23 protein-coding genes and 3 pseudogenes are annotated in these 20131 nt (G+C 59.3%); 10 read left to right on the plus strand and 16 right to left on the minus strand.

Translation table 11 applies throughout. The features are described from left to right. The first annotated feature begins 6 nt into the window (after positions 1-6). The 4 genes from JQ597_RS32630 to JQ597_RS32645 all read left to right on the plus strand — a co-directional run bounded on the left by JQ597_RS32630 (position 7) and on the right by JQ597_RS32645 (position 3665). Complete coding sequence (locus JQ597_RS32630; protein WP_212269531.1) at positions 7-711, plus strand: phosphatidylserine decarboxylase; 705 nt, start codon at positions 7-9, stop codon at positions 709-711. Between the two features lie 79 nt (positions 712-790). Continuing rightward, a complete protein-coding gene (locus JQ597_RS32635; protein WP_212269532.1) occupies positions 791-1675 on the plus strand; it encodes a CDP-alcohol phosphatidyltransferase family protein in 885 nt (294 codons plus the stop codon). A gap of 97 nt (positions 1676-1772) precedes the next feature. After that, positions 1773-2540, plus strand: a complete 768-nt coding sequence (locus JQ597_RS32640) for an RraA family protein (protein ID WP_249132889.1) — start codon at positions 1773-1775, stop codon at positions 2538-2540. Positions 2541-2696: 156 nt separating this feature from the next. Beyond that, positions 2697-3665, plus strand: a complete 969-nt coding sequence (locus JQ597_RS32645; RefSeq protein ID WP_212269534.1) for a tripartite tricarboxylate transporter substrate-binding protein — start codon at positions 2697-2699, stop codon at positions 3663-3665. Positions 3666-3922: 257 nt separating this feature from the next. Here the strand turns inward: JQ597_RS32645 and JQ597_RS32650 are convergent, their stop codons facing one another. The 10 genes and pseudogenes from JQ597_RS32650 to JQ597_RS32690 form a co-directional block, all read right to left on the minus strand. After that, positions 3923-4945: a tyrosine-type recombinase/integrase gene (locus tag JQ597_RS32650; protein ID WP_212269535.1), complete on the minus strand. Its 1023-nt coding sequence runs from the start codon at positions 4943-4945 to the stop codon at positions 3923-3925. 8 nt (positions 4946-4953) lie between these two features. Next, complete coding sequence (locus JQ597_RS32655; protein ID WP_212269536.1) at positions 4954-5145, minus strand: hypothetical protein; 192 nt, start codon at positions 5143-5145, stop codon at positions 4954-4956. Positions 5146-5147: 2 nt separating this feature from the next. Further along, a complete protein-coding gene (locus JQ597_RS32660) occupies positions 5148-5717 on the minus strand; it encodes a hypothetical protein (RefSeq protein ID WP_212269537.1) in 570 nt (189 codons plus the stop codon). Next, complete coding sequence (locus JQ597_RS38540) at positions 5714-6109, minus strand: HGGxSTG domain-containing protein (RefSeq protein ID WP_502754750.1); 396 nt, start codon at positions 6107-6109, stop codon at positions 5714-5716. Before JQ597_RS38540 ends, JQ597_RS32660 begins: the two co-directional genes overlap by 4 nt. After that, positions 6009-6473: a hypothetical protein gene (locus JQ597_RS32665; RefSeq protein WP_212269538.1), complete on the minus strand. Its 465-nt coding sequence runs from the start codon at positions 6471-6473 to the stop codon at positions 6009-6011. The genes JQ597_RS38540 and JQ597_RS32665 overlap by 101 nt, the downstream gene beginning before the upstream one ends. Continuing rightward, entirely contained in the window at positions 6463-7206 is a 744-nt protein-coding gene (locus JQ597_RS32670; protein ID WP_212269539.1) for an LvrA C-terminal domain-related protein, read from the minus strand. Before JQ597_RS32670 ends, JQ597_RS32665 begins: the two co-directional genes overlap by 11 nt. Positions 7207-7331: 125 nt before the next feature. After that, positions 7332-7553 carry a helix-turn-helix transcriptional regulator gene (locus tag JQ597_RS32675; RefSeq protein ID WP_212269540.1) on the minus strand — a complete coding sequence of 74 codons (222 nt, stop codon included), beginning with the start codon at positions 7551-7553 and terminating at the stop codon, positions 7332-7334. A 109-nt stretch (positions 7554-7662) separates the two neighbouring features. Next, a complete protein-coding gene (locus JQ597_RS32680; RefSeq protein WP_212269541.1) occupies positions 7663-8304 on the minus strand; it encodes a hypothetical protein in 642 nt (213 codons plus the stop codon). 46 nt (positions 8305-8350) lie between these two features. Next, complete coding sequence (locus JQ597_RS32685; protein ID WP_212269542.1) at positions 8351-8791, minus strand: hypothetical protein; 441 nt, start codon at positions 8789-8791, stop codon at positions 8351-8353. A gap of 175 nt (positions 8792-8966) precedes the next feature. Next, positions 8967-9203: pseudogene (locus JQ597_RS32690) on the minus strand (transposase); the annotation flags it as partial. Positions 9204-9305: 102 nt separating this feature from the next. On the opposite strand from JQ597_RS32690, the gene JQ597_RS38545 reads away from it, so the two are divergent. Beyond that, positions 9306-9437 (plus strand): HGGxSTG domain-containing protein, encoded by a 132-nt coding sequence (locus JQ597_RS38545; RefSeq protein ID WP_502754752.1) that lies wholly within the window; start codon positions 9306-9308, stop codon positions 9435-9437. A gap of 59 nt (positions 9438-9496) precedes the next feature. On the opposite strand, the gene JQ597_RS32695 is transcribed toward JQ597_RS38545, so the two are convergent. Together JQ597_RS32695 and JQ597_RS38550 are read right to left on the minus strand one after the other, a co-directional pair. Further along, positions 9497-10204, minus strand: coding sequence for a hypothetical protein (locus JQ597_RS32695; RefSeq protein WP_212269543.1), 708 nt, complete (start codon positions 10202-10204; stop codon positions 9497-9499). A gap of 114 nt (positions 10205-10318) precedes the next feature. Then, positions 10319-10756 carry a YgjP-like metallopeptidase domain-containing protein gene (locus JQ597_RS38550; protein ID WP_502754754.1) on the minus strand — a complete coding sequence of 146 codons (438 nt, stop codon included), beginning with the start codon at positions 10754-10756 and terminating at the stop codon, positions 10319-10321. 381 nt (positions 10757-11137) lie between these two features. Here JQ597_RS38550 and JQ597_RS32705 point away from each other — a divergent pair, with 381 nt between their 5' ends. Next, complete coding sequence (locus JQ597_RS32705) at positions 11138-13411, plus strand: M10 family metallopeptidase (RefSeq protein ID WP_212269545.1); 2274 nt, start codon at positions 11138-11140, stop codon at positions 13409-13411. Positions 13412-13539: 128 nt separating this feature from the next. Here JQ597_RS32705 and JQ597_RS32710 read toward each other — a convergent pair. Next, positions 13540-14251, minus strand: a pseudogene (locus tag JQ597_RS32710) (restriction endonuclease); the annotation flags it as partial. Between JQ597_RS32710 and JQ597_RS32715 the strand changes: the two are divergent. After that, a complete protein-coding gene (locus JQ597_RS32715; protein ID WP_212269546.1) occupies positions 14218-14433 on the plus strand; it encodes a hypothetical protein in 216 nt (71 codons plus the stop codon). The pseudogene JQ597_RS32710 and the gene JQ597_RS32715 sit on opposite strands and share 34 nt — an antisense overlap. A gap of 24 nt (positions 14434-14457) precedes the next feature. Here the strand turns inward: JQ597_RS32715 and JQ597_RS32720 are convergent, their stop codons facing one another. Further along, on the minus strand, positions 14458-14634 hold the full coding sequence (locus JQ597_RS32720) for a hypothetical protein (RefSeq protein WP_212269547.1): 177 nt from the start codon (positions 14632-14634) through the stop codon (positions 14458-14460). A gap of 656 nt (positions 14635-15290) precedes the next feature. After that, positions 15291-15535 (minus strand): annotated as a pseudogene (locus JQ597_RS38555) (hypothetical protein). Positions 15536-15677: 142 nt separating this feature from the next. Here JQ597_RS38555 and JQ597_RS32725 point away from each other — a divergent pair. From JQ597_RS32725 to JQ597_RS32735, 3 genes are all read left to right on the plus strand, one after another. Next, positions 15678-16301 carry a tyrosine-type recombinase/integrase gene (locus JQ597_RS32725; protein ID WP_212269548.1) on the plus strand — a complete coding sequence of 208 codons (624 nt, stop codon included), beginning with the start codon at positions 15678-15680 and terminating at the stop codon, positions 16299-16301. 251 nt (positions 16302-16552) lie between these two features. Next, on the plus strand, positions 16553-17560 hold the full coding sequence (locus JQ597_RS32730) for an ABC transporter substrate-binding protein (protein WP_212269549.1): 1008 nt from the start codon (positions 16553-16555) through the stop codon (positions 17558-17560). A gap of 247 nt (positions 17561-17807) precedes the next feature. Continuing rightward, positions 17808-19238: a citrate transporter gene (locus JQ597_RS32735; protein WP_249148383.1), complete on the plus strand. Its 1431-nt coding sequence runs from the start codon at positions 17808-17810 to the stop codon at positions 19236-19238. A 416-nt stretch (positions 19239-19654) separates the two neighbouring features. Here JQ597_RS32735 and JQ597_RS38390 read toward each other — a convergent pair whose 3' ends face one another. Continuing rightward, positions 19655-20122: a DUF1127 domain-containing protein gene (locus JQ597_RS38390; RefSeq protein ID WP_349628928.1), complete on the minus strand. Its 468-nt coding sequence runs from the start codon at positions 20120-20122 to the stop codon at positions 19655-19657. Between the last annotated feature and the right edge of the window lie 9 nt (positions 20123-20131).

Genomic DNA, 20131 nt, shown 5'->3' on the forward strand with positions numbered 1-20131 from the left:
GCCTTGATGTCGATTGCCAATTCCATCCGCGCGCAAATCCCGCCGATCCATCCCGAGGGCTATCCCTTCATCGGCGGCTTTGCGCTTGCAAGCCTGGTCCTGTTCTGGATCTGGACGCCGCTCGGCTGGATCGGCACGATCCTGACGGTATGGTGCGCGCTGTTCTTCCGCGACCCCGTGCGCGTCACCCCGGTACGCGAAGGCGTTGTGGTGTCGCCGGCCGACGGACGGGTCTCGATGATCTCTCAGGTGTTGCCGCCGGCCGAGCTTGGTCTCGGCGACCGGCCGCTGCTGCGCATCTCGATCTTCATGAGCGTGTTCAACTGCCACGTGAATCGCAGTCCGGTGGCAGGCCGGATCGACCGTATTGCCTACCGGCCCGGCACCTTCATCAATGCCGAGCTCGACAAGGCCAGCGAAGACAATGAGCGCAACTCGCTGGTGATCTCGACCGCCAGCCATGGCCGCATCGGCGTGGTCCAGATCGCAGGCCTGGTGGCGCGACGTATTGTCTCGTTCGTGCGCGAGGGGCAGACGATCGGCGCCGGCGAGCGGTTCGGCCTGATCCGGTTCGGCTCGCGGCTCGACGTCTATTTGCCCGAAGGCGGCAAATCGCTGGTTTCCGAGGGCCAAACCGCGGTCGCCGGCGAGACCGTGCTGGCCGATCTCGGCGGCGCCAGCGAGCAGGGGCGGACCTTCCGCGCCGATTAACCATCCGAATGGCTGAGGCGCCTGCCGGCCGCCACAATGGCGGTGCAGGCTGGCGCTTGCTATATATTGGCGAGCCATGATGATACCCGATCCCAAATCTCCGGAAATGCGCCGCCGCCGGTTTCGTCCGATTCCGATCCGGATGCTGGTGCCGAACTTCATCACGTTGCTGGCGATCTGCGCCGGGCTGACGGCGATCCGGCTGTCGATCGAAGGCCGCATGGAGCTCGCAGTTGCCGCGATCGTTTTCGCGGCGGTGCTGGACGGGGTCGATGGCCGCGTCGCGCGCATGATCAAGGGCCAGTCGAAATTCGGTGCCGAACTCGACAGCCTCGCGGACTTCGTCAATTTCGGTGTCACGCCCGGCCTGATGCTGTATTTCTGGCAGTTGCATGAACTCGGCAATGGCGGCTGGATCGCGGCCATGGTGTATGCGATCTCAGGCGGCCTGCGGCTGGCGCGGTTCAACGCCAGCATCGACGATCCGAACAAGCCCGCGTTCGCGGCAAATTATTTCACCGGCGTTCCGGCGCCACTCGGTGCGCTGACCGTGATGCTGCCGATCTATCTGGTCTTTTTGGGCGTCCCGCAGCCGCCGGCCATACTGACCGCGTTCTATACGCTGCTGATCGGATTCCTGATGGTGTCGCGGCTGCCGGTGCTTTCCGGCAAGACCGTGCGCATGCGCGTGCCGCCGGAAATGGTGCTGCCGGTTTTCGTTTCGGTGGTGTTCTTCATCGCGCTGCTCGTGAGCTATCCCTGGTACATTCTCTCGGTCGGGACGGTGCTGTATCTGTTGAGCCTGCCGTGGGGCTGGAAAACCTATCGCGATCACGAGCGAAACGCCGCTGCCGCGCTGGCGGCCGCGACCACCGATGCCGCGGCACCCGCCGGTCCGGCAACCGTATTCCCGGCGGCTCCGGCCGACGCCGAGCATGACGACCGGCCGGCGCGGCTGAACTGAGCCGCCTGCAAGACCTCCGGATACGAGCCTTCCGTTATATCTGCCATGAGCGCTGGCCGAGTTGGGTTCGACCCCAATCTCGGCTATAGGGCTTACGATGTCCGGCTGTCCAGAATTCCGGCCCAAAAATCAGGAGAGAAACGCAGTGACCCAGTCCGCTTCCGCCCCGCTACCGGCTTCCGTGCTTGAAGCGTTGGCCCGCTACGACACGCCGACGATCTGCAATGCGATGGAGATCGTGGCGCCTGAGCGCCGGCTGATCGGCTATACCACCAAGCCGCTGGTCTGCCCGTTTCCCAATCTGCCGCCGATGGTCGGCTATGCCCGTACCGTGTCGATCCGCTCGGTGCTCAAGTCCGACCTTCCGGCCGATGAGCAGGCAAGGCGCCGCATCGCCTATTATGAATATGTCGGCACCGGCTTTGGCCCGCGCATCACCGTGATCCAGGATATCGACGGCGCCGACGTCGGCTATGGTGCGTTCTGGGGCGAAGTGCAGAGCAACGTGCACAAGGCGCTCGGCTGCCTCGGCGTCATCACCGATGGTTCTATCAGGGACATCCCGCAATGGGCGCCGGGCTTCCAGGCGCTGGCCGGATCGATTGGTCCGTCGCACGCCTGGGTGCATGCCGAGAGTTTTGGCGGCGAAGTGCGCGTCGCCGGCATGACGGTGCATTCCGATGATCTGATCCATGCCGACCAGCATGGGGCGATCGTGATTCCGATCGATATCGCCGCCAAGATTCCGGACGCCGCCGAACTCTGCGGCCGCCGGGAGACGCCAATCCTCGATATTGCGCGCAGCCCGGACTTCACGCTCGAGAAACTGAAAGAGGCTTTGAAGCGGTCGGCCGAGATTCACTAGAGCCGGTTCGGTTCTGATTGAATCAGAACCGGGCTCTAGCCTTTTGTTTTGACGCGTTTTCTTGATGCGAACCGGTGTCCACTTCGCTTGAAAACGCTCTAGCGACAACAAGCCACCGGCAAAAAGCCGGGGTCATCAACAAGCGAGGGAAACGTCATGAGAGCCTTTTGGGCGGCGCTGTCATTGCTTGTCATTGCCGGCGTCGCGGAGGTCGAGGCGCAAACCTATCCGTCGCGGCCCATCACGCTCGTCGTTCCCTTTCCGCCGGGCGGATCCACCGACGCCGCCGCCCGGATCATGGCCGAGCGGATGCGCGCAACGCTCGGGCAGTCGATCGTGATCGAAAATGTCGGCGGTGCCGGCGGCAGCATCGGCGTCGGTCGTGTCGCCCGCGCGGCACCGGATGGTTACACCTTCGACATCGGTCAATGGGACACCCATGTCGGCAGCATCATCTACAAGCTCGACTATGATCTGGAAAAGGATTTCGAGCCGATCGCGCTGATCTCCAACAACCCCCAGCTGATGGTCGCCAAGAAAGATCTGCCGGCGAACACGCTTGGCGAACTCGTGACCTGGATGAAGGCCAATCCCGACAAGATCAATTTCGTCAACCAGAACGCGGCCGCCAATGTCACCGGCGTCATGTTTGAGAAGCTGACCCGGCAGAAGGTGCAGTTCATTCCCTATCGCGGCGCAGGACCGGCGATGACCGATCTCGTCGCGGGTACGGTGGATCTTCTGGTTGTGCAGGGTGCGGTGGCGCTGCCGCAAATCCGCGCCGGCGCGATCAAGGCGCTGGCCAATCTGTCGGTGGCGCGCTCCGCCTCGATGCCTGATATCCCGACGGCGGACGAGACCGGCGTGCCCGGACTTTATATGTCGGGCTGGTTCGGCTTCTGGGCGCCGAAGGGAACGCCAAAGGACATCATTGCCAAGCTCAACGCGGCAACCGTCGAGGCGCTTGCCGATCCGGCGATCCAGAAACGCTTTACCGAGCTGGGGCTCGACGTCGCCCCGCGCGCACAGCAGACGCCGGAAGGACTGGCCGCATTCCAGAAGGCCGAGATCGACAAATGGTGGCCGATCATCAAATCCGCCGGCATCGGCGTACAGGCGCAGTGAACTGACCGAGCGAGTTGATCGATTGAATGGACTGCCCCTGCGGTCCGCGGTTGCCGGCGCATTATGGTTAGCGAAAGGTTGCGATCGCGCCAGGGCCCTTGATCCGGCAAATGGCGCCGATATTTTGACGGATTCCTGCGCCCGGGACGTCGGCCCTCGCAATTGTACGGCACAGCCGCGCTTAACCTTTACGCGTCTTATAGATTCTACCAGAAATAGGCTTTGATTTCTCTCACGTTTTCGGCGGATTAGGCAATTCACGATTTTTCATTAGGCACCTTGCCCATCGCCACGCGGGCCATCTTCTTCTGATCGGCCGCCTTGGTGTAACGTTCGACTTCCTTCAGCGTCTTGTGGCCGGAGATAGACGCGATCTGGTTGGCCGTGGCGTCATTTTCGGCCATCCGACGCATCGCCGCCTTGCGTAGGCCGTGTGATACGCAGCGAGAAGGCAAGCCGGCTTGTTTAATTGCCAGCCTCATCAAAGAGGAGAGGGCAGCGCGCTTGAGTGGCCGCCCCGATCCGTCGCCAATCAGTGACAAACCCTGCGCTGAATAGGATTTCATAGCCCTCGCCAACTCGGGATGAATTGGCACCCATAGCTCGGCTCCCGTCTTTTGTTGCACAACATGGATCAGCCCGTCCGCAACGTCGGCCCTGTTCATTTTAGCCACGTCCCCGACGCGCTGGCCCGTGTAGAGCAAAAACGCATAGGCAAGCCGTTGGCGCGTTCCCAGCCGCCATTTGGCTTCGTACTGGCGCAGTTCTGCGTCCGTCCATGTGTGGTGCTCGCCGACCTTGAAGGCGTCGATGCCGAGCACGGGGTTGTCCTTTCGACGCTTCGTCTTGACGGCGAAATAAAACACCCGGCGCATCACGGCGCGCGTAAGGTTGCCCATCCCCGGTTTGGTCGCGCCGATCTTGTTGATGATCTTTTCCGCGTTCTCCGCAGTCATCAGGGTTGCCGAGCGGTGCCCGTGCTCTTTGGATATCGGGTCGAGCGCGTAGCGGTAGAGCTGGCGCGTCGATGGCTTGCGGTCGGTGAACAGACGGGAGCCATAGAAGTCGATTATCAGCTTCGCCAGCGAGTCCTCATGGACCGGGCGCTTTGCGATCGCGGGCTCCGCGGCAAGGAAGGCGGCATAGGCCGTCATGAACTCCTCGGAACCGACCTCACCGGGCAGCGTTCCGAGTTGCTTGCCGCGCTTGCGGAAGTACCGGCGCAGCTTGCCCGTGTGGTCAATGTATTCGTTGACGTACTTCAGCTTGATCTTTGCCATGCCCCGCCTCATGCGTCGTCCCACGATGCTGCGAGGGTCTTCTGCGGGGCGTCAACGGCCGCGCCGGCTTTATCCCCCGTCTCGATGCGGATGGTTCCATCCTGCCGGACAGTCACCCCAACCACACGCAGGCCGGCGCTCTCGGCTGCTTTCACAGCCCGACGAACCTGGGCCTTGGTGAAGGGAACGGCACGGCTCAATTTTAGCTTTCCACCTCGCTGCTCCTATTGATAGCGCCGACGATGGCCTGGCCGCCCTCGTAGACATGGACGTGCTCGACGCGGATGTTTTGATCGCCACCACCGCGCTGGCGCCGGTAGGTCTCGACCTGGGTGCAATAGGCCCGCAACAGTTTGGCTGTTGCCGATGCTAAGCCGGGCAACCGCTGAGGGCCCCCCCCGGCGCCTCCGATCCTCGACATCACAGCCATCGCCACCATGTGTGTGCAGGCCGCTTGGAGCGCCAATGCGGCTTCCATCTCGTTTTTCGGGGCGAAGGCGACAATCATCGCAATGGCGCCGTTGATTGCCAGGTCCGAGGCGCCGTCGCCGGGCATTCGGGCGGCGCGCTCCAGATGATGGAGGGCCATATCGACAAATTCGTCGGAAACCGTGCCAAATGCCGTCTTTAGTTGGTTGCGCCACACCAAGTGGGATGGACCCGGCGAGCCAAACGAGACGACGTTGCCTTGGATGCCTTTGATCCTGATTGTCGCGGGCGGCATCTGGCGGTACCGGCGCGACGTCGCTGGTAGGTTTTCAGATTTGCTCATGGCTTGTCCCACAAGGTGCCGTTGATCAGCAATCGAATGAACTTGCGTTCCTCGATGGCCTCGCGCGTCCAATGTCCGTCCTGGAACCTCCCATTGGCAGCCCCAAGGGGCCCGCCGGGGCTGGCGCCGCCGTGAACCCGGCATTTCCCGTTGGGCATGGCAAGGCACCCGCAAGGCGATCCAGCGCGGGTACGGGCTCCGCAGCGCGGTGCGTCATTCATGGGAGTATCAGACTTAGAAGGACAATGGCTCATAGGGTCGACCTCAAAAATCTTCGATACCCCCGGATGCTCATGCCCGCCGAGTCTTGACATGCACCACATGAGCACTGTCGGATTCGACGACGGGATCAATCGGCTTGGGGTCCATTGCTCGTTCAAAGGACAACGCATTCAGCAAAGTGTTCAAACGGGCAATAGTCTCCCTTCCGGGGCGCAAGTGCTCCTGACAAAGCTGACGCATTTCCGCAGGCAACGGACGCCAACGATAGTTGTGACTTGGTCCGTATTCGCCGCGATGCCAGCGCCTAATCACTTCCTCGACGATCTTCGGCGGAATGTCGTCAAGCGCCGCCAGATAAGCCTCCCCCTGCGCGCGTGCAGCCCCCGGGGCTGCATTCGTGATCGGATAAGCCAGAAGGAGACTTGTAATCAATTGAAGGCGAGCCATGCGATTCTCGGGCCCGTCGTCGGGCTCAATTGCGGCGCGCAACTCTGCGACTCCCCGGCGAATGGATAAGCGCTCTTCAGCCGTCAATGTTGATCCTCCCGACAGGTATGTCCGTGTCGGCTGGCCCTCGTGCTTGATTGTTCCCAGCGATATCCGCTGCCAAGTCACACATTCCGGCGAGGAAATCATTGCCAGCACGTTTGCCGGGGGAGTTGTAAGGTCTTTGGCCATGGTTTTGCGCCGCTGGCTGGTCCAGCCAACGCTCCTGGTGAAGCCATGTTGAAGGGTTGCAGAATGGTCGGTCGTCGGATTTGTTCGCGTAGCGGTCTAAGGCGGGAAATAGCACCTCCGGCATGACCTTTCTTGAGGCTTGGTCGAAGGCTTTCATTGCGGCGGCTTTGCCGATCTTGTTCGGATATGCTGCCCAAAATCGTTCGCGATCAGCCTCTGTCCAAGGAGCCGCCAGCGCGCTTGCGCGCGTTCTTCCCGTTTGTTCTTTTTGGCTTTTGGCTTCTGGATTCTGGCTTCTAGCTTCTGGTCTCTGGGCTTTATCCTGGGGGTTAACCCCTGCGTTAAGCCGAGGGTTACCTCCGGTCTTACCGTTAGCCTTATCCCGTTCGGCCTTTACTTCGTCGCGTTTCATGCGTCGAGAAAATATGATCCCGTTTTGGTCCCGGCTGAAAACGCCGGCCGCCTCCAGTTCGGTCAACAAGGCGGTCGATTCGCGAACGCTTCTTGCGCCGCACAGGCCAGCGAGTTGCTTTTCCCTTATGTTTTTCCCATTGATGAGAAGCGAGCCGCGCGGAACGGCTTCGTGCATTATAAATAGCATCTCCAGCCATAAACCCCGTGCGGCGAGCGAGCACATGCGAAGGGCGGGGTCGGCACGCCAATCCGCCGGGTAAAACTTCATCCATGGCAGCTTGCTCTGAGGAGCCGGGCGGGTCATGTGTCACCCGCGTTGGCAATGTTGTCTAGAAATTCGAGTATGTCGGCTTGCCGCCAAAAGGCTTTGCGGCCGATAAGGATGTGCTTGGGAAGAACTCCGTTCTTCTCCATGCGCGAGATAGTCATGCCACTAAGCGGCATCAACTGCTGCAACTCTTTGCGCGTAATTAGCCTAACTTTGTCAAACTCATCCTGTTTTTTTGGGGCTTGTTCTGCCAAGGCATTTGTCCGTCAGATATGATCTGAGTACTCATGTTCACTCTTGATCAAATCTGAGCTTGAACTAACGACTAGGGCAGGGGCTAAGGAGTTAAAATTTTTCGCCTGTTTACACCCTATTTTTGGCTTTCAGCCATTCGGTCCGATATGTCTTGATCGTCTCCTCCGAAATGGGCGACCGTCTGCCGCTAATCGAGAGCACAGCTTTTACAAAGCGGGCACCTGGCCCGATGCGACCGTTACCAAATTTCTTATTGAAAGTGTCTTCAAACACCGTGGGTAAGCCGCCCCCGATAAGCCAAACGATTGGAGAGGTACGACGAGTACGCCCAGGGACAATTGGAAGATTATGGAGCCACTCTGACAGAGCTTTTACGTAAGCGAAGGTATCGCCAAGTCTTTCCGCTGTTCGGTAATCCGTAGTTGCGGGAGGGGTAGGCACCATTCGCCGATTTGCTGATGCTGGAGCAGGAATGGAGCGGCTGGCGGGGTGATGGATTGGACTTAGCCCCGAGTGCTCTCCATGACGTCGGGCAAATTCATCGCCTGCGGCAACGATCGCGCGAAATGCAACAGTGCCGGGTTCGGGCAGCTCGTTGACCAGCGCCCTGAGTGCAAGGCGTACCGCCAATACCGCCGCGGAGGATTGCTTTTTTGTTGGCGTTGCTCGCTCAACGGCGTAAATGTCGAGGATCTGATTAAGTCTTTCTTCCAAAAACGCTGTATCGAACTCGTCGCTGGTGTTCTTCACGGCCGTCTCTCGCACGATTTGGAGTGCCTGCTCGTGCGAAACACTCTCAGGTACAAACAATGTTTGACGCCCGGCCTTCCGCTTCAATTTGCGAGTCATGATGAGCTAGATCCTTATAGGAAAGCCTGTGGATCGCCGCCGCGCGGAAATTCGGCTTGGTTCGCGATGTCTGCCTATCAACGGGGTGAGACGTCGACATGGAGATCGTCTCACGGATCGGTCCATGCTCAACTAACCTTTCCGTATCGCTGTCGGCCAGTGATCCTTGCCCGTCGACAAAATCGCTATTGGCGGTTGGGCCTATACCGAAAAGCTGAAGATCGAAGCGTCTCCGTATCTCGCGGGCGATGTATTCCGATACATCTTCCGACCAGCGCTCGACGGTGTTGAAGGCGACAACCCGTAGCGGATCCTTGTACTGGCCCGACATCAGGTCGTTGGCGGCTTCGGCGTCGGTCTCGCACCAGATGGCGCCTAATCGTACCAAGATCGTTCTTCACCAGGTCGACCGTCGTATCGTCGCCATATGATCTGCCTCTGAAGTTTCATCCAGTTGCGATTAGAGTCTCGGCGGGTTTTACGCCGGCTGGCGCAGGTGGAGCAACATGCGATCCGCGGAGCTGGTCGGGGTTGCGCAGCCGATCGCATGTTGCCGTGAGGTGGGCGGCCGCATCCAGCATCTGCTCCGCCAAAAGCTTCTTCAGCTTGCCGTGCTCGTCTTCAAGCTGCCTCAGCCGCTTGGCCTCGGGAACGTCCATGCCGCCGTATTTGGCCTTCCAGTTATACAGCGTCGCTCCGAAGACGCCGTGCTTGCGCGCAAGATCGGCGGCCTTTGCTCCCGCGTCATGCTCACGCAGCACCCCAATAATCTGCTCTTCCGTAAACCTGGCTCGCTTCATTTGTCCGTCCTTCAGAAGGCCGGACTCTAGCTTCAACTGGAGGAGATCGGCAGGGCAGGTCAACGCCAACTGTCTCACGTTGCAGTGCTCGAACGAGATCCGGTGAACCCCTGCAAATCTGCACCCGTAAAAGGGCGCCATCGGTGCCGGATGCATGGTGGCGCTCCCGGTAGTCGCGCTCCGCAAGGAGAGAGGACGGGAACTACAAGCACGGCAAATACTCCAAAGACGTAGCGGCCACCCGCCTGTGGTTGCGGGAGGCCACTCATTTGCTAGGAATTGCACAAGCGTCGTTAAAGTGACGAGCCCGTCTTATTCTCCCACAGCTTCGTGGCGATCATTTGCTTGGCTCTGTTGACGGTGTGCCGCTTTTGGACCGAGTCGGGCAATTGCTCCACGTCGGACAGAAGCTGCCGCCATTCGGATAAGTTGTCGCCGAAAGGTCCCGGCTCGTCGATCATTGCCACCAGGAACGGCAAGTTGCTCGGGGTCGGAACGAGTTCTTCCTTTTTGAGGGCAATCATGTGTTCGGCGTACAGTATTGTTCGCGGCTTCTGCGCTGCTTCCGACATGGCCGTCACTTCAGTCAGAAAATTCTCCCATACTTCAATGGGCTCGTGCGGTCCCGGAGGCGCAGGCAGCGCCAGCCGCGGTTCGATTTCCGCTTCTTTCGCTGTCGCCCTGCGCGCGAGCATCCGAAACACTTCCGCCATCGACGCTTGCTTTTGCGCCCTTTCGCGGGACAGCTCCGCCTGCTTATCTAGCAGGGCGGCCATCTTTAAGTGTTGGCTCGCTTTGAACCGCATAGGGGACGTCACTTTGCAGGACCAAACCCCGCGGTCGTGATGGACGAAGAAATCATCTTGACCATTGTACTGCGGGCTGGAAGCGCAATGAGATTGCAAGGTTTGACGGATTTCAGCTTCCCAATTTTCTGGTAGCCGTCGCCCATGCCGCGCGCAAACTTCTTGAGTGGCTTTATAGATTTCGGGATTTGTCATAGGTGGACGAGTTTCCATTGCCCAAATGAGATATTGGGCCATAGGGGTTATATCTCTCACACGTCTCTCCTATTGTAGCTACCGGCAGCATCATGGTTCGTGCGACGCGAAATTTCAGCGTGTCGGTATCGGCGTTCCCCCGGGCGAGTCCTCGGGTAAGACGCGAACCTGGCGAGCCTTCGCGTAAAAGGTCTCAACGTGCTCGTCGACCAGTACAATCACCGTTTTAAAAAAGTCTCCGTCGAGGCCGGCTTGATGAGCGTCCAGCCATGCTTTCGACGCTACGTAAGTTGGGAATATTTGCCCGAGGTATTCCCAAAACGTCTTGCCGTGGGATCGGTATCGGAGATGTGCAAGCTCGTGAACGACGACATATTCAAGCACCCGCTTGGGGGCGAATATCAGACGCCAGTCGATGTTTACCGTACCATGTGCGCCGCATGACCCCCAACCCGTCCTGAACTCTGCGACTCGGATCAACCGTGGCTTTCGACCGATCCGACAGCGCTTGCTGCCGTTACGAATACGTACGCTGAGACAACTCGTCGCTATACCACTTTTTCCGGTTTACCCACGTATCAAAGAAGGACAATTTGGCGTCCTTACTCTTTACATTACTCCCGAATGGTCACGTCGGGCGAAGTTGCGATAGTGGTTTGCAGTCGTTTTATGTCGGCGACCGAATTTATCGGTTTGCTTCTCCAGTGGCGTACGCAGCGTATAGGGGGAGTACATGCTGTCCATAGCTCATCGATCGGAGCTTCTCCTCGAGACCGGCCCACCCGGTAGCGCAACTGGGGCGAACGCGGAGTAGAGACAAGCTCCCGTTACGCCCATTTCCTTTCCATAGACTGCCAGAAACTGAAAGGCATCGCCATCCTTCACACGATGGCGTGCGCATCCTTGCGGTTGTAGGATTCAGGAGACAACTCCATGTCATTCAATGACACGACGGCGACGACCACGATCAACATCGGCGCGCTCATCAATGCAACGGCGACAACAACCGAGAATGTGCGTTCACTATTGGCCGGCTCGGTAGCCTGGAACTACACGGTCGTAGAGTGGTTCGCCGGTGCAACCTGGACCGCAGCCCAGATCGCGACCCTCGACACTATTTTCGACACCTGGGGCACCGTAACCGGCATCACGTTCCAGCAGACAACGACCCAGAACGACGCCGAGATCATTCTGATCCGCGACAACAATACGAACGGATTCGGCGGCTACTCCGGCATTCCTGCCGACGTGCCGACCACCGCCAACCAGACCTTCACGGACGGAGCCGTGGTTGTCTCTCAGACCGGGCAGATCAACATTCACATCGATCCCGGCGGCTTCATTGGATTCAACGGCACTAACATGAACATATTCGACGCTGCTGGGAACATCACAGGGGGCGGCTTCGAGTTGATCTTGCATGAGATCGGCCATGCCCTGGGGCTCAAGCACCCTCACAACGGGAGTACTGGCAACCCGCTGCTATGGCCGGGGGTGACCGTCGTATCCGACCTCGGCACGAACTCGCTGAACCAGGACCTCTACACTTTGATGTCGTACAATCTCCAGGTCGTTCCGGATGGTGCAGGCGGCAACAGGCTCAACACGATGGCGACGCCGATGGCGTACGACATTGCGGCCATCCAGCTGCTCTACGGTGCCAACACCACGTTCAACTCCGGCAACACGACCTACGATCTCGCGACGCCGGCGGCTGCCTTCCAATGGACGAGCATCTGGGACACGGGCGGGACCGACGAGATCATCTATCTTGGAACGAATGCAGCCACCATTGATCTGCGAGCAGCAACGCTCGACGGCACCGCGGGAAGCGGCGGCTATCTGTCCTACTTCACCTTCGCGGACGGCCGGACGTCCGCGGGCTTCACCATTGCGGGCGACATCCGCAATGTGCTCGGCGATGTCGGCACTGAGCACGGTGTCATCATCGAGAACGCTAGCGGCGGCTCCGGCAACGACAACATCACCGGAAATGTCGCCGGCAACGTCCTGCGCGGCAACGCCGGTCAGGACACGCTGCTCGGTGGCGGCGGCGATGATTCTTTGGCCGGCGGCATGGACAGCGACTACCTCGACGGCAGTAGCGACAGCGATACGGCGAATTTTGCCGGCAATAAGGCGGATTTCGTCATCCTTGGCACGGCCACCGATCTGACGATTGCCGATCGCACGTCGGCGGGATTGGGAACGGATCGAGTATTGAATGTGGAGACGTTCGTCTTTCTTGACGGCACATTCACGGCGGCGGAACTTGAAAACGCGGCGCCCATCATCACCTCGAACGGCGGCAACGATCTGGCGGTTTCGGTGGCCGAGAACACGTACTTTGTCACTCACGTGGTAGCCACCGATTCCGACGGCGATCCGCTGACCTTCGGGCTATCCGGCGCCGATGCGGCATTGTTCCAGATCGCCACTAACGGCGACCTTACGTTCCGCACCGCACCCGACTTCGAAGCTCCGATCGGTGGCGACAACGTCTACGACCTCGTTGTGACCGTCACGGACACGAGCTTCGCCACCGACACCCAGGCGATTACCGCCACCGTGACCGACGCGGTTGAGATCATTGATACCAATGTTGCTGCCGTGCTCAATGGCACCGCCGGATCGGACACCATCACGCCGGGCGATGGGCAGGACACGGTGCTCGCTGGTGACGGTAACGACATAATCAAGGCGACAGTCAACGATGGCAAAGATGTCTACAACGGCGGCAACGGCAGTGACACTGTCGACTACTCCGCACTGACAGCGGGCATCACCGTCACGCTCGGGCAGAACGGGGGGCCGGGTTCCGGCTTCGGTATCCAGGCAGGCGAGGACAAGCTGATCTCGATCGAGAACGTCATTGGGAGCGCCGGCGCCGACCAGATCAGCGGCAACGAGGTCGGCAATGTCCTAACGGGCGGCGGCGGCAATGATCTGATGACCGGCCGTGGCGGCAACGAGAGTTTCGCTTTCAGGCCGGACTTCGGGATGGATCGGATCACCGACTTCGACGACGCGGGCGACGATACAATCGTGTTCTCGACCGCGGTGTTCGCCGATTGGACCGCGGTCCAGAATGCCATGAGCGCCTCAGGCGCTGATGTCCTGATCACCCTCGATGCTACGGACACGATCAGGCTGGTTGGCACCACGCTGGCGAGCATGACTCAGTCCGATTTCTTGTTCGTTCCGTGAAATCGAGGCGGCCTACCGATTGCCTCTCTCTAAGGGAGCTGGATCCCACTTCTGACGTGCTGGGTGGCAAACGATGTTCGCGATCCTGGAGATCGTCCGCGGTCCGATGGGCGGCGGCGGAGGCGTTCCTGTATGGATTGATACGTCGCGAAAACGACGCTCATCTTGGACGGGACTATCACGCTTGCGCTCCGCGCGAGCCAGACTGCACTTGTAGTTGCGGGGAAGGCGAGGTCCAGGACGTCAATCTCGGCCACGTCGTCGTTGCTCTGGCGGCGCTTTCCGACCTGGGTGTCCGAGCACAAAGCAAAGGACCGCAGTGGGATGTCGGTGTCAGCCGTCCATTCGCGCACAGTCTGCGACATTAGGGCGAGCGAAGGCACGAGAAACAGGACGCTCATGCCTGCGCCGGCGAGGTCTTCTGCGATCTTGAGGCTTGTGAAAGTCTTGCCGGTGCCGCAGGCTCATGATGAACTTGCCACGATTCGCCTCGGCCAGCCCGCTGCGGACAGCCGTTAGCGCATCTTTTTGGTGGGGACGCGGCCTCTTCTTTTCCGCCAACACCACCTTGCCCTGGTTGGCAAAGGTCTCCCAACGGATCGGGCTTTCTTGTATTTCGGCGAGGCCGATCCGCAGGACCGGGATCGCCTGTCCCCGAATCATGGTTTCGGCGTTTTCGCTCCAAGACTTTTCAGTGCTGTCGATGACGACTCGACGCTTAAATGGCGGCTTGCCTGAAGCTGAGATGAAGCTGTCGACGTCTTCCTTCCGAACGCGATAGGAACTGTGATAAAATTTACATTGGATTGCGGCGAACCCTTCTTCATCTCGCAGCTTGGCCCCGCGACGAGATTGATCGCCTGATCGGCTTCCTCGATAAAACTAATGACTACGTTTCGCGCGAGTTGAAGGACTCGATCGACGACAACCCGCAGGGTGACGACGAACTGGACGGCCCGGAGAACGCCGAAGACGAGGACAGCGATCCCGCCGAGCCGTCCCTTGGCAGTCTTGACTACTAAAAGGAGCCCGTCAGGCGGCATTTTTTAAGCCGTTTTAGCGGCGCTCATTGCGCGTTCGACTTCATCGGCAAGCCGGCTAAGGTGATCGTGCAGGCGGCTGTACACGTCGCGCTTGACCTTGTCCGTAGTCAGATCGCGGACCAGCGCTGCTTCTGCGGCGTCCTTTCGTAACTTTTCGATAGATGCTTGGTAATCCTTCATGAGACGCGGGCTTCTCCATCCTGGGGAGGCGAGAGCGCAACCGGCGTTCACATCACCGATAAAAGCCACTGGCAGGGCGGTGATACAGTGCCAACTAAGTAAAGCTTGTCCCGTTCCTTGCGGGGCAATTAATCGTCGAGGGCCGTGATTAAGGAAACGGCCCCAGCTTCACATCTCGATTGTTTAACCATCGACGCTCATCATGAATGCAATCGCGGAACAGCCCTCAAAGCCCCCCGCGAGAGTTATGCGTAAGGAAACCCGCTGGGGGCAGTTACCGGCGGGATTTTCTTTGCCCGCGCAAACGGAGCGTTATACGATGCTGACAACGGCGAGGACTAATTCGGGGCCCAATTCGCTCGATGCCAGCGCGATCAATGTCCCGGCGCAGACGGCCAAAAGGGCGGTGACTGTGAGAGCAATCATTTTGAAATCCCCTGTTGTCTGTGACGATGAGACTGCTCCGGCTTCGTTTCCGGACGACTGCGTGGGGGAAGGCAATCGGTTTCGTTCACCGAGACGTTATCTCTATCTCTCGCAGGAATGTCGAAATGAGCAGCCATGAAAAACCCCGCCCAAGCTGGCTGGCTGGGGGCGGGGTTCATTTCCAAAATGCGCTGGGTGACGGGACGCAATCGACATGACGGGGAGGGTCGTTAAAGGGAGTGGAACAATTCCTGACGACCGAATGGATGCAACGTCCCCCCGCGCATCATTCGAGGAAATGTCGGCCCCAGTGTTCGCCCGCCAGGTGGAGGATCTTGCCGAGCAAGGGTGCTGGCTCTCTCGCGCGCATGCGGATCGGCGCGCTCCCTCATCCAGCCGTGGTCCTCGCACTCCCGGATGGCTGCGCGTCATCCAGTACCGCGATCGCCCATCCGCGTAGCGACGTCATCCGCATTAAAAGCTCCTGTGGATGAATCCTTCGCCTGCAAATTCGTTCCGGCCACTAAGCAGAGACCGCAAGTTGCCGGGAGCCACTTGCAAACTGTTCGTATTTGGAGTATTATACGAACAGTAATTGAGCGGGAAGACGTCAAACAATGGCCAAATCGAATCTCAAGCTGGTGAAGCCAATCACCGAAAAACGAACAGTTACCCCCAGGCGACGGCCCAACGCCGACCTACGAACCCGCGAATACCTGACGGAAGCCGAGGTCGAGCGGTTGCTGAAAGCCACCAAGGGAAACCGTTGGGCGCACCGGGACGCCACAATGATTTTGGTGGCCTACCGGCACGGCCTGCGGGCAAGCGAGGCAGCGGACCTGCGCTGGGATCAGGTGGACTTCGGGACGGCCACCCTGCATGTCCGAAGGGTCAAGCAGGGCAGCCCGAGCACCCATCCGATCCTCGGCGATGAGTTGCGCTCCCTGCGGCGGCTCCAGCGGGAACAGGAGCCAAAGTCTCCCTTCGTGTTCACCTCGGAACGTGGTTCACCGTTCACCACGGCCGGCTTTGCGCGCATGATCGAGCGGGCAGGGGTGGAAGCTGGGTTCGGCTTCAAGGCGCATCCGCACATGCTGCGGCATGCCTGTGGTTTCGCGTTGGCATCCAAGGGCCACGACACGCGGGCGCTTCAAGCCTACCTCGGCCACAAGAACATTCAACACACCGTGCGATATACCGAACTGTCGCCGGGGCGCTTCAAGGACTTTTGGCGAGATTGACCGAAACCCGGTCTCGGCGTGCTTGTGGGACAACGAATATCCCCGTCGCAATGTCCGCTTTCCGGGGCATAGCGGAAGTCCCATTGCTGAACCGTCAGGTCCGTTGATGACCCTTAGCGGTCATGGCGCAACGCAGAATAGCGGGTTGCCGCGCTCGACATCTTGCGCCTCCAACTCCCGGACTCCCATGCCGCGATGTGGTATGCTTCGACCTGGATTTAGCGTGGTCCTGAGCCTCCTTGGAGGGCAGCATGAGACGGCGCGATTTCATCAGTCTTCTTGGCGGTGCGGCGGTCGTATGGCCGCTCGCTGCGGCGGCACAGCAGAGCACCAATCGCAAGCGTCTTGCTATCTTCAGCCCATCACAGCCAAGCGCGGACTTGCATGAGCATAGCGAAAGCAAAGTTTCCCCAGCTCTATTCGCTGAACTTCGGCGGTTGGGGCAGATCGAGGGACAAAACCTCAAGGTCGAAAGTTACGGCCGAGAGCAAAACACGTCCGGCCCCGAAGCGCTGGCGACGGAAATCGTTCGAAGTAACCCGGATGTCATCCTTGTCGTTGGTCCTGGCGGAGTCTTTTTCAAAAAGCTAACATCGCGTATTCCGATCGTAGTGATAACTGGCGACCCTGTTAGGCAAGGGCTCGCCGAAAGTCTGGCTCACCCGGGCGGCAATTTCACGGGAGCCAGCATCGACGCCGGTCCATCCATTCACGGAAAACGGATTGCACTGTTGCGCGAGATGGTTCCGACGATGTCAAAACTTGGCTGTCTCGGTCTTCGACAGCAATGGCATGGGCCAGTCACCGGTCCCGGAATCCGCGCAGCGGCCGATACGGCAGGCCTCCCTCTCGCGGTGTCTTTACTGGAAATTGGTGCCAGCGAAGCAGACTATCGGGCGGCGATCGAGAGTATCTCCCGCGACGGTGCAAATGCGGTCATGGTCCTCGATTCGCCTGAGGTCGATCAAAACAGCACTTTGGTCGCTAAGTTGGTCGGCGACGCGAAGCTTCCGGCGATTTTTACGCATCCTGCCCCCGTCGAGGCCGGGGGCTTAATGGCCTATTCCTTCGACCTGATCGAATTGTATAAGCGCGTCGCCAACAACATCGACGCGATTCTCCGAGGAGCAAAGCCCGGTGACATCCCGATCTACCAAGTAACCAAATTTGAGTTGTCCATCAACCTCAAGGCAGCCAAGCAGCTGGGGCTTTCCGTACCTCCTGCGCTCGTCGCGAGTGCCGATAAGGTAATTGAGTGAGTATGCACAGGTCCGGTGTTGGCACCTTTGAGACATGCCGACCGACCAGGAGAATGTCCGCTTGTCGGGGAAGACCGAAAGTGAACGGGCAAGGTCAAAACGACGCGAATGACCCGAAGCGGACATCAGCCTCTGGCACACATTGCTTTCTTTCGGTTGGCGTGTAGAACGGTGGTCGGGTGCTCGCTGCATGTGGCAGTGACAGGTCAAGCGATGGTCGGGCCGCCACGCGGAAAGCGCGCGCCCAATGAACCGTCGACCGTCAGACGATGAAATCCTTCGTGCCGAATCCCTCACCGGGCGGCCCTTGAATGTGCCCCTGCTTCTCCTTGTAGCCGGGGTGGCCCTGGCAGCCGTCCTGTTCGCAAATCCAGCCGCGGCAGCATCCACAACTGGCCCGTATTCTGCTCAGCCGGTCTTCCTGTTCGGCATTCCGGTTGATTTCATTCTGTTCGGCCTGACGCTGCTGGGTGTAGCGGTATTCCACCACAAGACGCTGGAGGTGGCGTTGACCGGGCTCGTGGCCGTTACACTTTACAAGCTCGTATTTACTGGCTTCCGACAAGGCACGGGCCTGATCGGCATGATGCTCCAGCTTCACCACGAATGGGTGATCCTCGCCAACCTGTTTTTTCTGCTGATGGGTTTCGCCGTCCTGTCGCGGCATTTCGAGAACAGCCGAATCCCCGACGCGATGCCCGCGTTCCTGCCAAACGGCTGGAGCGGCAGTCTGGTTCTGCTTGCCATTGTTTTCGTGATGTCGGTCTTCCTCGACAATATTGCCGCGGCCCTGATCGGCGGCACGATGGCGCGGCACTTGTTCAAGGGCAAAGTACATATCGGTTACCTTGCCGCCATCGTTGCGGCCGCCAATGCTGGCGGCGCTGGCAGCGTCGTCGGCGATACCACCACCACCATGATGTGGATCGACGGCATCAGCCCGCTTCGTGTCGTCGAGGCCTACGTCGCCGCCGTCGCCGGCTTCCTGATCTACGGGATACCAGCCTCATTGATCCAACACCGCCATTCTCCAATAGAGAAGGATGCGCAGCGCGGCCGGCACATCGATTGGACCTATGTGGGAATTGTCGCTGCAATCCTGACCATCGCCATTGTGGCCAACGTCATCGCCAACCTGAAATTTCCGGCGGTGCTCGATGCCGTCCCCGTGATCGGACTTGCGGTGTGGATCGTCATTCTCGCGGCCGCGCCGCTGCGTCGGCCGGATTGGGCGATCATGCCGGAAACGTTCAAGGGCACGGTCTTCCTTCTGGCCCTTGTCACCAATGCGTCCTTTATGCCGGTCGAGGAATTGCCGGGGGCCTCGTGGCAAACGGTTCTGGGGCTCGGCTTCCTGTCTTCCGTGTTCGACAACATCCCGCTGACGGCACTTGCACTCAAGCAGGGCGGCTATGACTGGGGTTTTCTTGCATATTCCGTGGGCTTCGGCGGATCGATGATCTGGTTCGGCTCGTCTGCGGGCGTCGCGATCGCCAATATGTACCCTGAGGCCAAGTCGGTGGGCCGGTGGCTGCGGCACGGCTGGTTTGTCGCTGTAGCGTATATTGTTGGTTTCTTCGTGATGTTTACCATTGTTGGTTGGAATCCTGACGCTCCACACAAAAAGCGTGTTGCGCTGGATGTGACTATCCAAATGGGAGTGGCTGGCCGCCCGTAAGGCGGGCCTAGCGCGGATATGATGTCGGCTTTTGGCACGAAGCGGAAGAGCCCGGCCGATCTGGCGACGTCCGTTGACGGGGGTAGACCGGAAGTGGCTGGCCGACCGTCAAACCGACGCTGATTGACCCAGAGCGGAAGTCGGCCTCCACATACGTTAATTACTGAACCAACACCGAATCGGCTCACTTCCTACAATTAGCTCGGACAGCGCGGATGGAAAGAAACGCTGAAATGCAAGCTCTCTTTGGCACTTCTGCTCAACCAAGTACACAACGGATATCACTAAGATGATCGATGCAATAGCGGCGAAGTACGGCCAACGTTCGTCAGTCACTGAGCACTCCGTAGGCTGGAGGGTAGTGCGCTTTTACGCTCGATTTTGCCCTGCCCCGGGATGCACTGGTGTGAACATGTTCACATTTGAGGCGGATGACGAACTCCACCTATGTCAGAGTTGGGTACCCTAATCGTCTTCCACGCCGGAACATCGACGGCGGATCTAACTAGAATTTGCGGCTTACTGACTGAGGGGATTTTCTTGAGCCTCAGTTGGTTCTGCAGGACATCGCGCGCGGTGCATTGAGCTCTGGCTTCGCTCGAGAATGGGAGGACGCACGCGGTGCAGACCATCACAATAAGGAACGTGCCACAGGTGGATCGGATGCCTCGCGGGTCGATACCTCGGTTCGAGGCGACGTAGTCGATTTCGCTGCGGGTAATACCGATATCCATTAGCTCCCTGTCACTTAGGTCGCACAAGTTGGCCAATCTCTGGCGTTTGCACCACTCCTGAAATGCATTCCAATATGTTTCGAGAGGACTGTAGACCTGCCGCCTTGCGGTTACCGGCCCCAGCTCAGTGGTCTCGCGGATCGTGCTCATTAGGATGTG

The organism is Bradyrhizobium sp. AUGA SZCCT0177 (assembly GCF_018130125.1).
Classification (GTDB): Bacteria; Pseudomonadota; Alphaproteobacteria; order Rhizobiales; family Xanthobacteraceae; genus Bradyrhizobium.

Bases quoted from the DNA above. Each gene is read 5' to 3' on its own strand.
- JQ597_RS32630 (WP_212269531.1), top strand. From the start codon at position 7: ATGTCGATTGCCAATTCCATCCGCGCGCAAATCCCGCCGATCCATCCC.
- JQ597_RS32635 (WP_212269532.1), top strand. From the start codon at position 791: ATGATACCCGATCCCAAATCTCCGGAAATGCGCCGCCGCCGGTTTCGT.
- JQ597_RS32640 (WP_249132889.1), top strand. From the start codon at position 1,773: ATGTCCGGCTGTCCAGAATTCCGGCCCAAAAATCAGGAGAGAAACGCA.
- JQ597_RS32645 (WP_212269534.1), top strand. From the start codon at position 2,697: ATGAGAGCCTTTTGGGCGGCGCTGTCATTGCTTGTCATTGCCGGCGTC.
- JQ597_RS32650 (WP_212269535.1), bottom strand. From the start codon at position 4,945: ATGGCAAAGATCAAGCTGAAGTACGTCAACGAATACATTGACCACACG.
- JQ597_RS32660 (WP_212269537.1), bottom strand. From the start codon at position 5,717: ATGAGCAAATCTGAAAACCTACCAGCGACGTCGCGCCGGTACCGCCAG.
- JQ597_RS38540 (WP_502754750.1), bottom strand. From the start codon at position 6,109: ATGCGTTGTCCTTTGAACGAGCAATGGACCCCAAGCCGATTGATCCCG.
- JQ597_RS32670 (WP_212269539.1), bottom strand. From the start codon at position 7,206: ATGCACGAAGCCGTTCCGCGCGGCTCGCTTCTCATCAATGGGAAAAAC.
- JQ597_RS32695 (WP_212269543.1), bottom strand. From the start codon at position 10,204: ATGACAAATCCCGAAATCTATAAAGCCACTCAAGAAGTTTGCGCGCGG.
- JQ597_RS32705 (WP_212269545.1), top strand. From the start codon at position 11,138: ATGTCATTCAATGACACGACGGCGACGACCACGATCAACATCGGCGCG.
- JQ597_RS32720 (WP_212269547.1), bottom strand. From the start codon at position 14,634: ATGAAGGATTACCAAGCATCTATCGAAAAGTTACGAAAGGACGCCGCA.
- JQ597_RS32725 (WP_212269548.1), top strand. From the start codon at position 15,678: ATGGCCAAATCGAATCTCAAGCTGGTGAAGCCAATCACCGAAAAACGA.
- JQ597_RS32730 (WP_212269549.1), top strand. From the start codon at position 16,553: ATGAGACGGCGCGATTTCATCAGTCTTCTTGGCGGTGCGGCGGTCGTA.
- JQ597_RS32735 (WP_249148383.1), top strand. From the start codon at position 17,808: ATGAACCGTCGACCGTCAGACGATGAAATCCTTCGTGCCGAATCCCTC.
- JQ597_RS38390 (WP_349628928.1), bottom strand. From the start codon at position 20,122: ATGAGCACGATCCGCGAGACCACTGAGCTGGGGCCGGTAACCGCAAGG.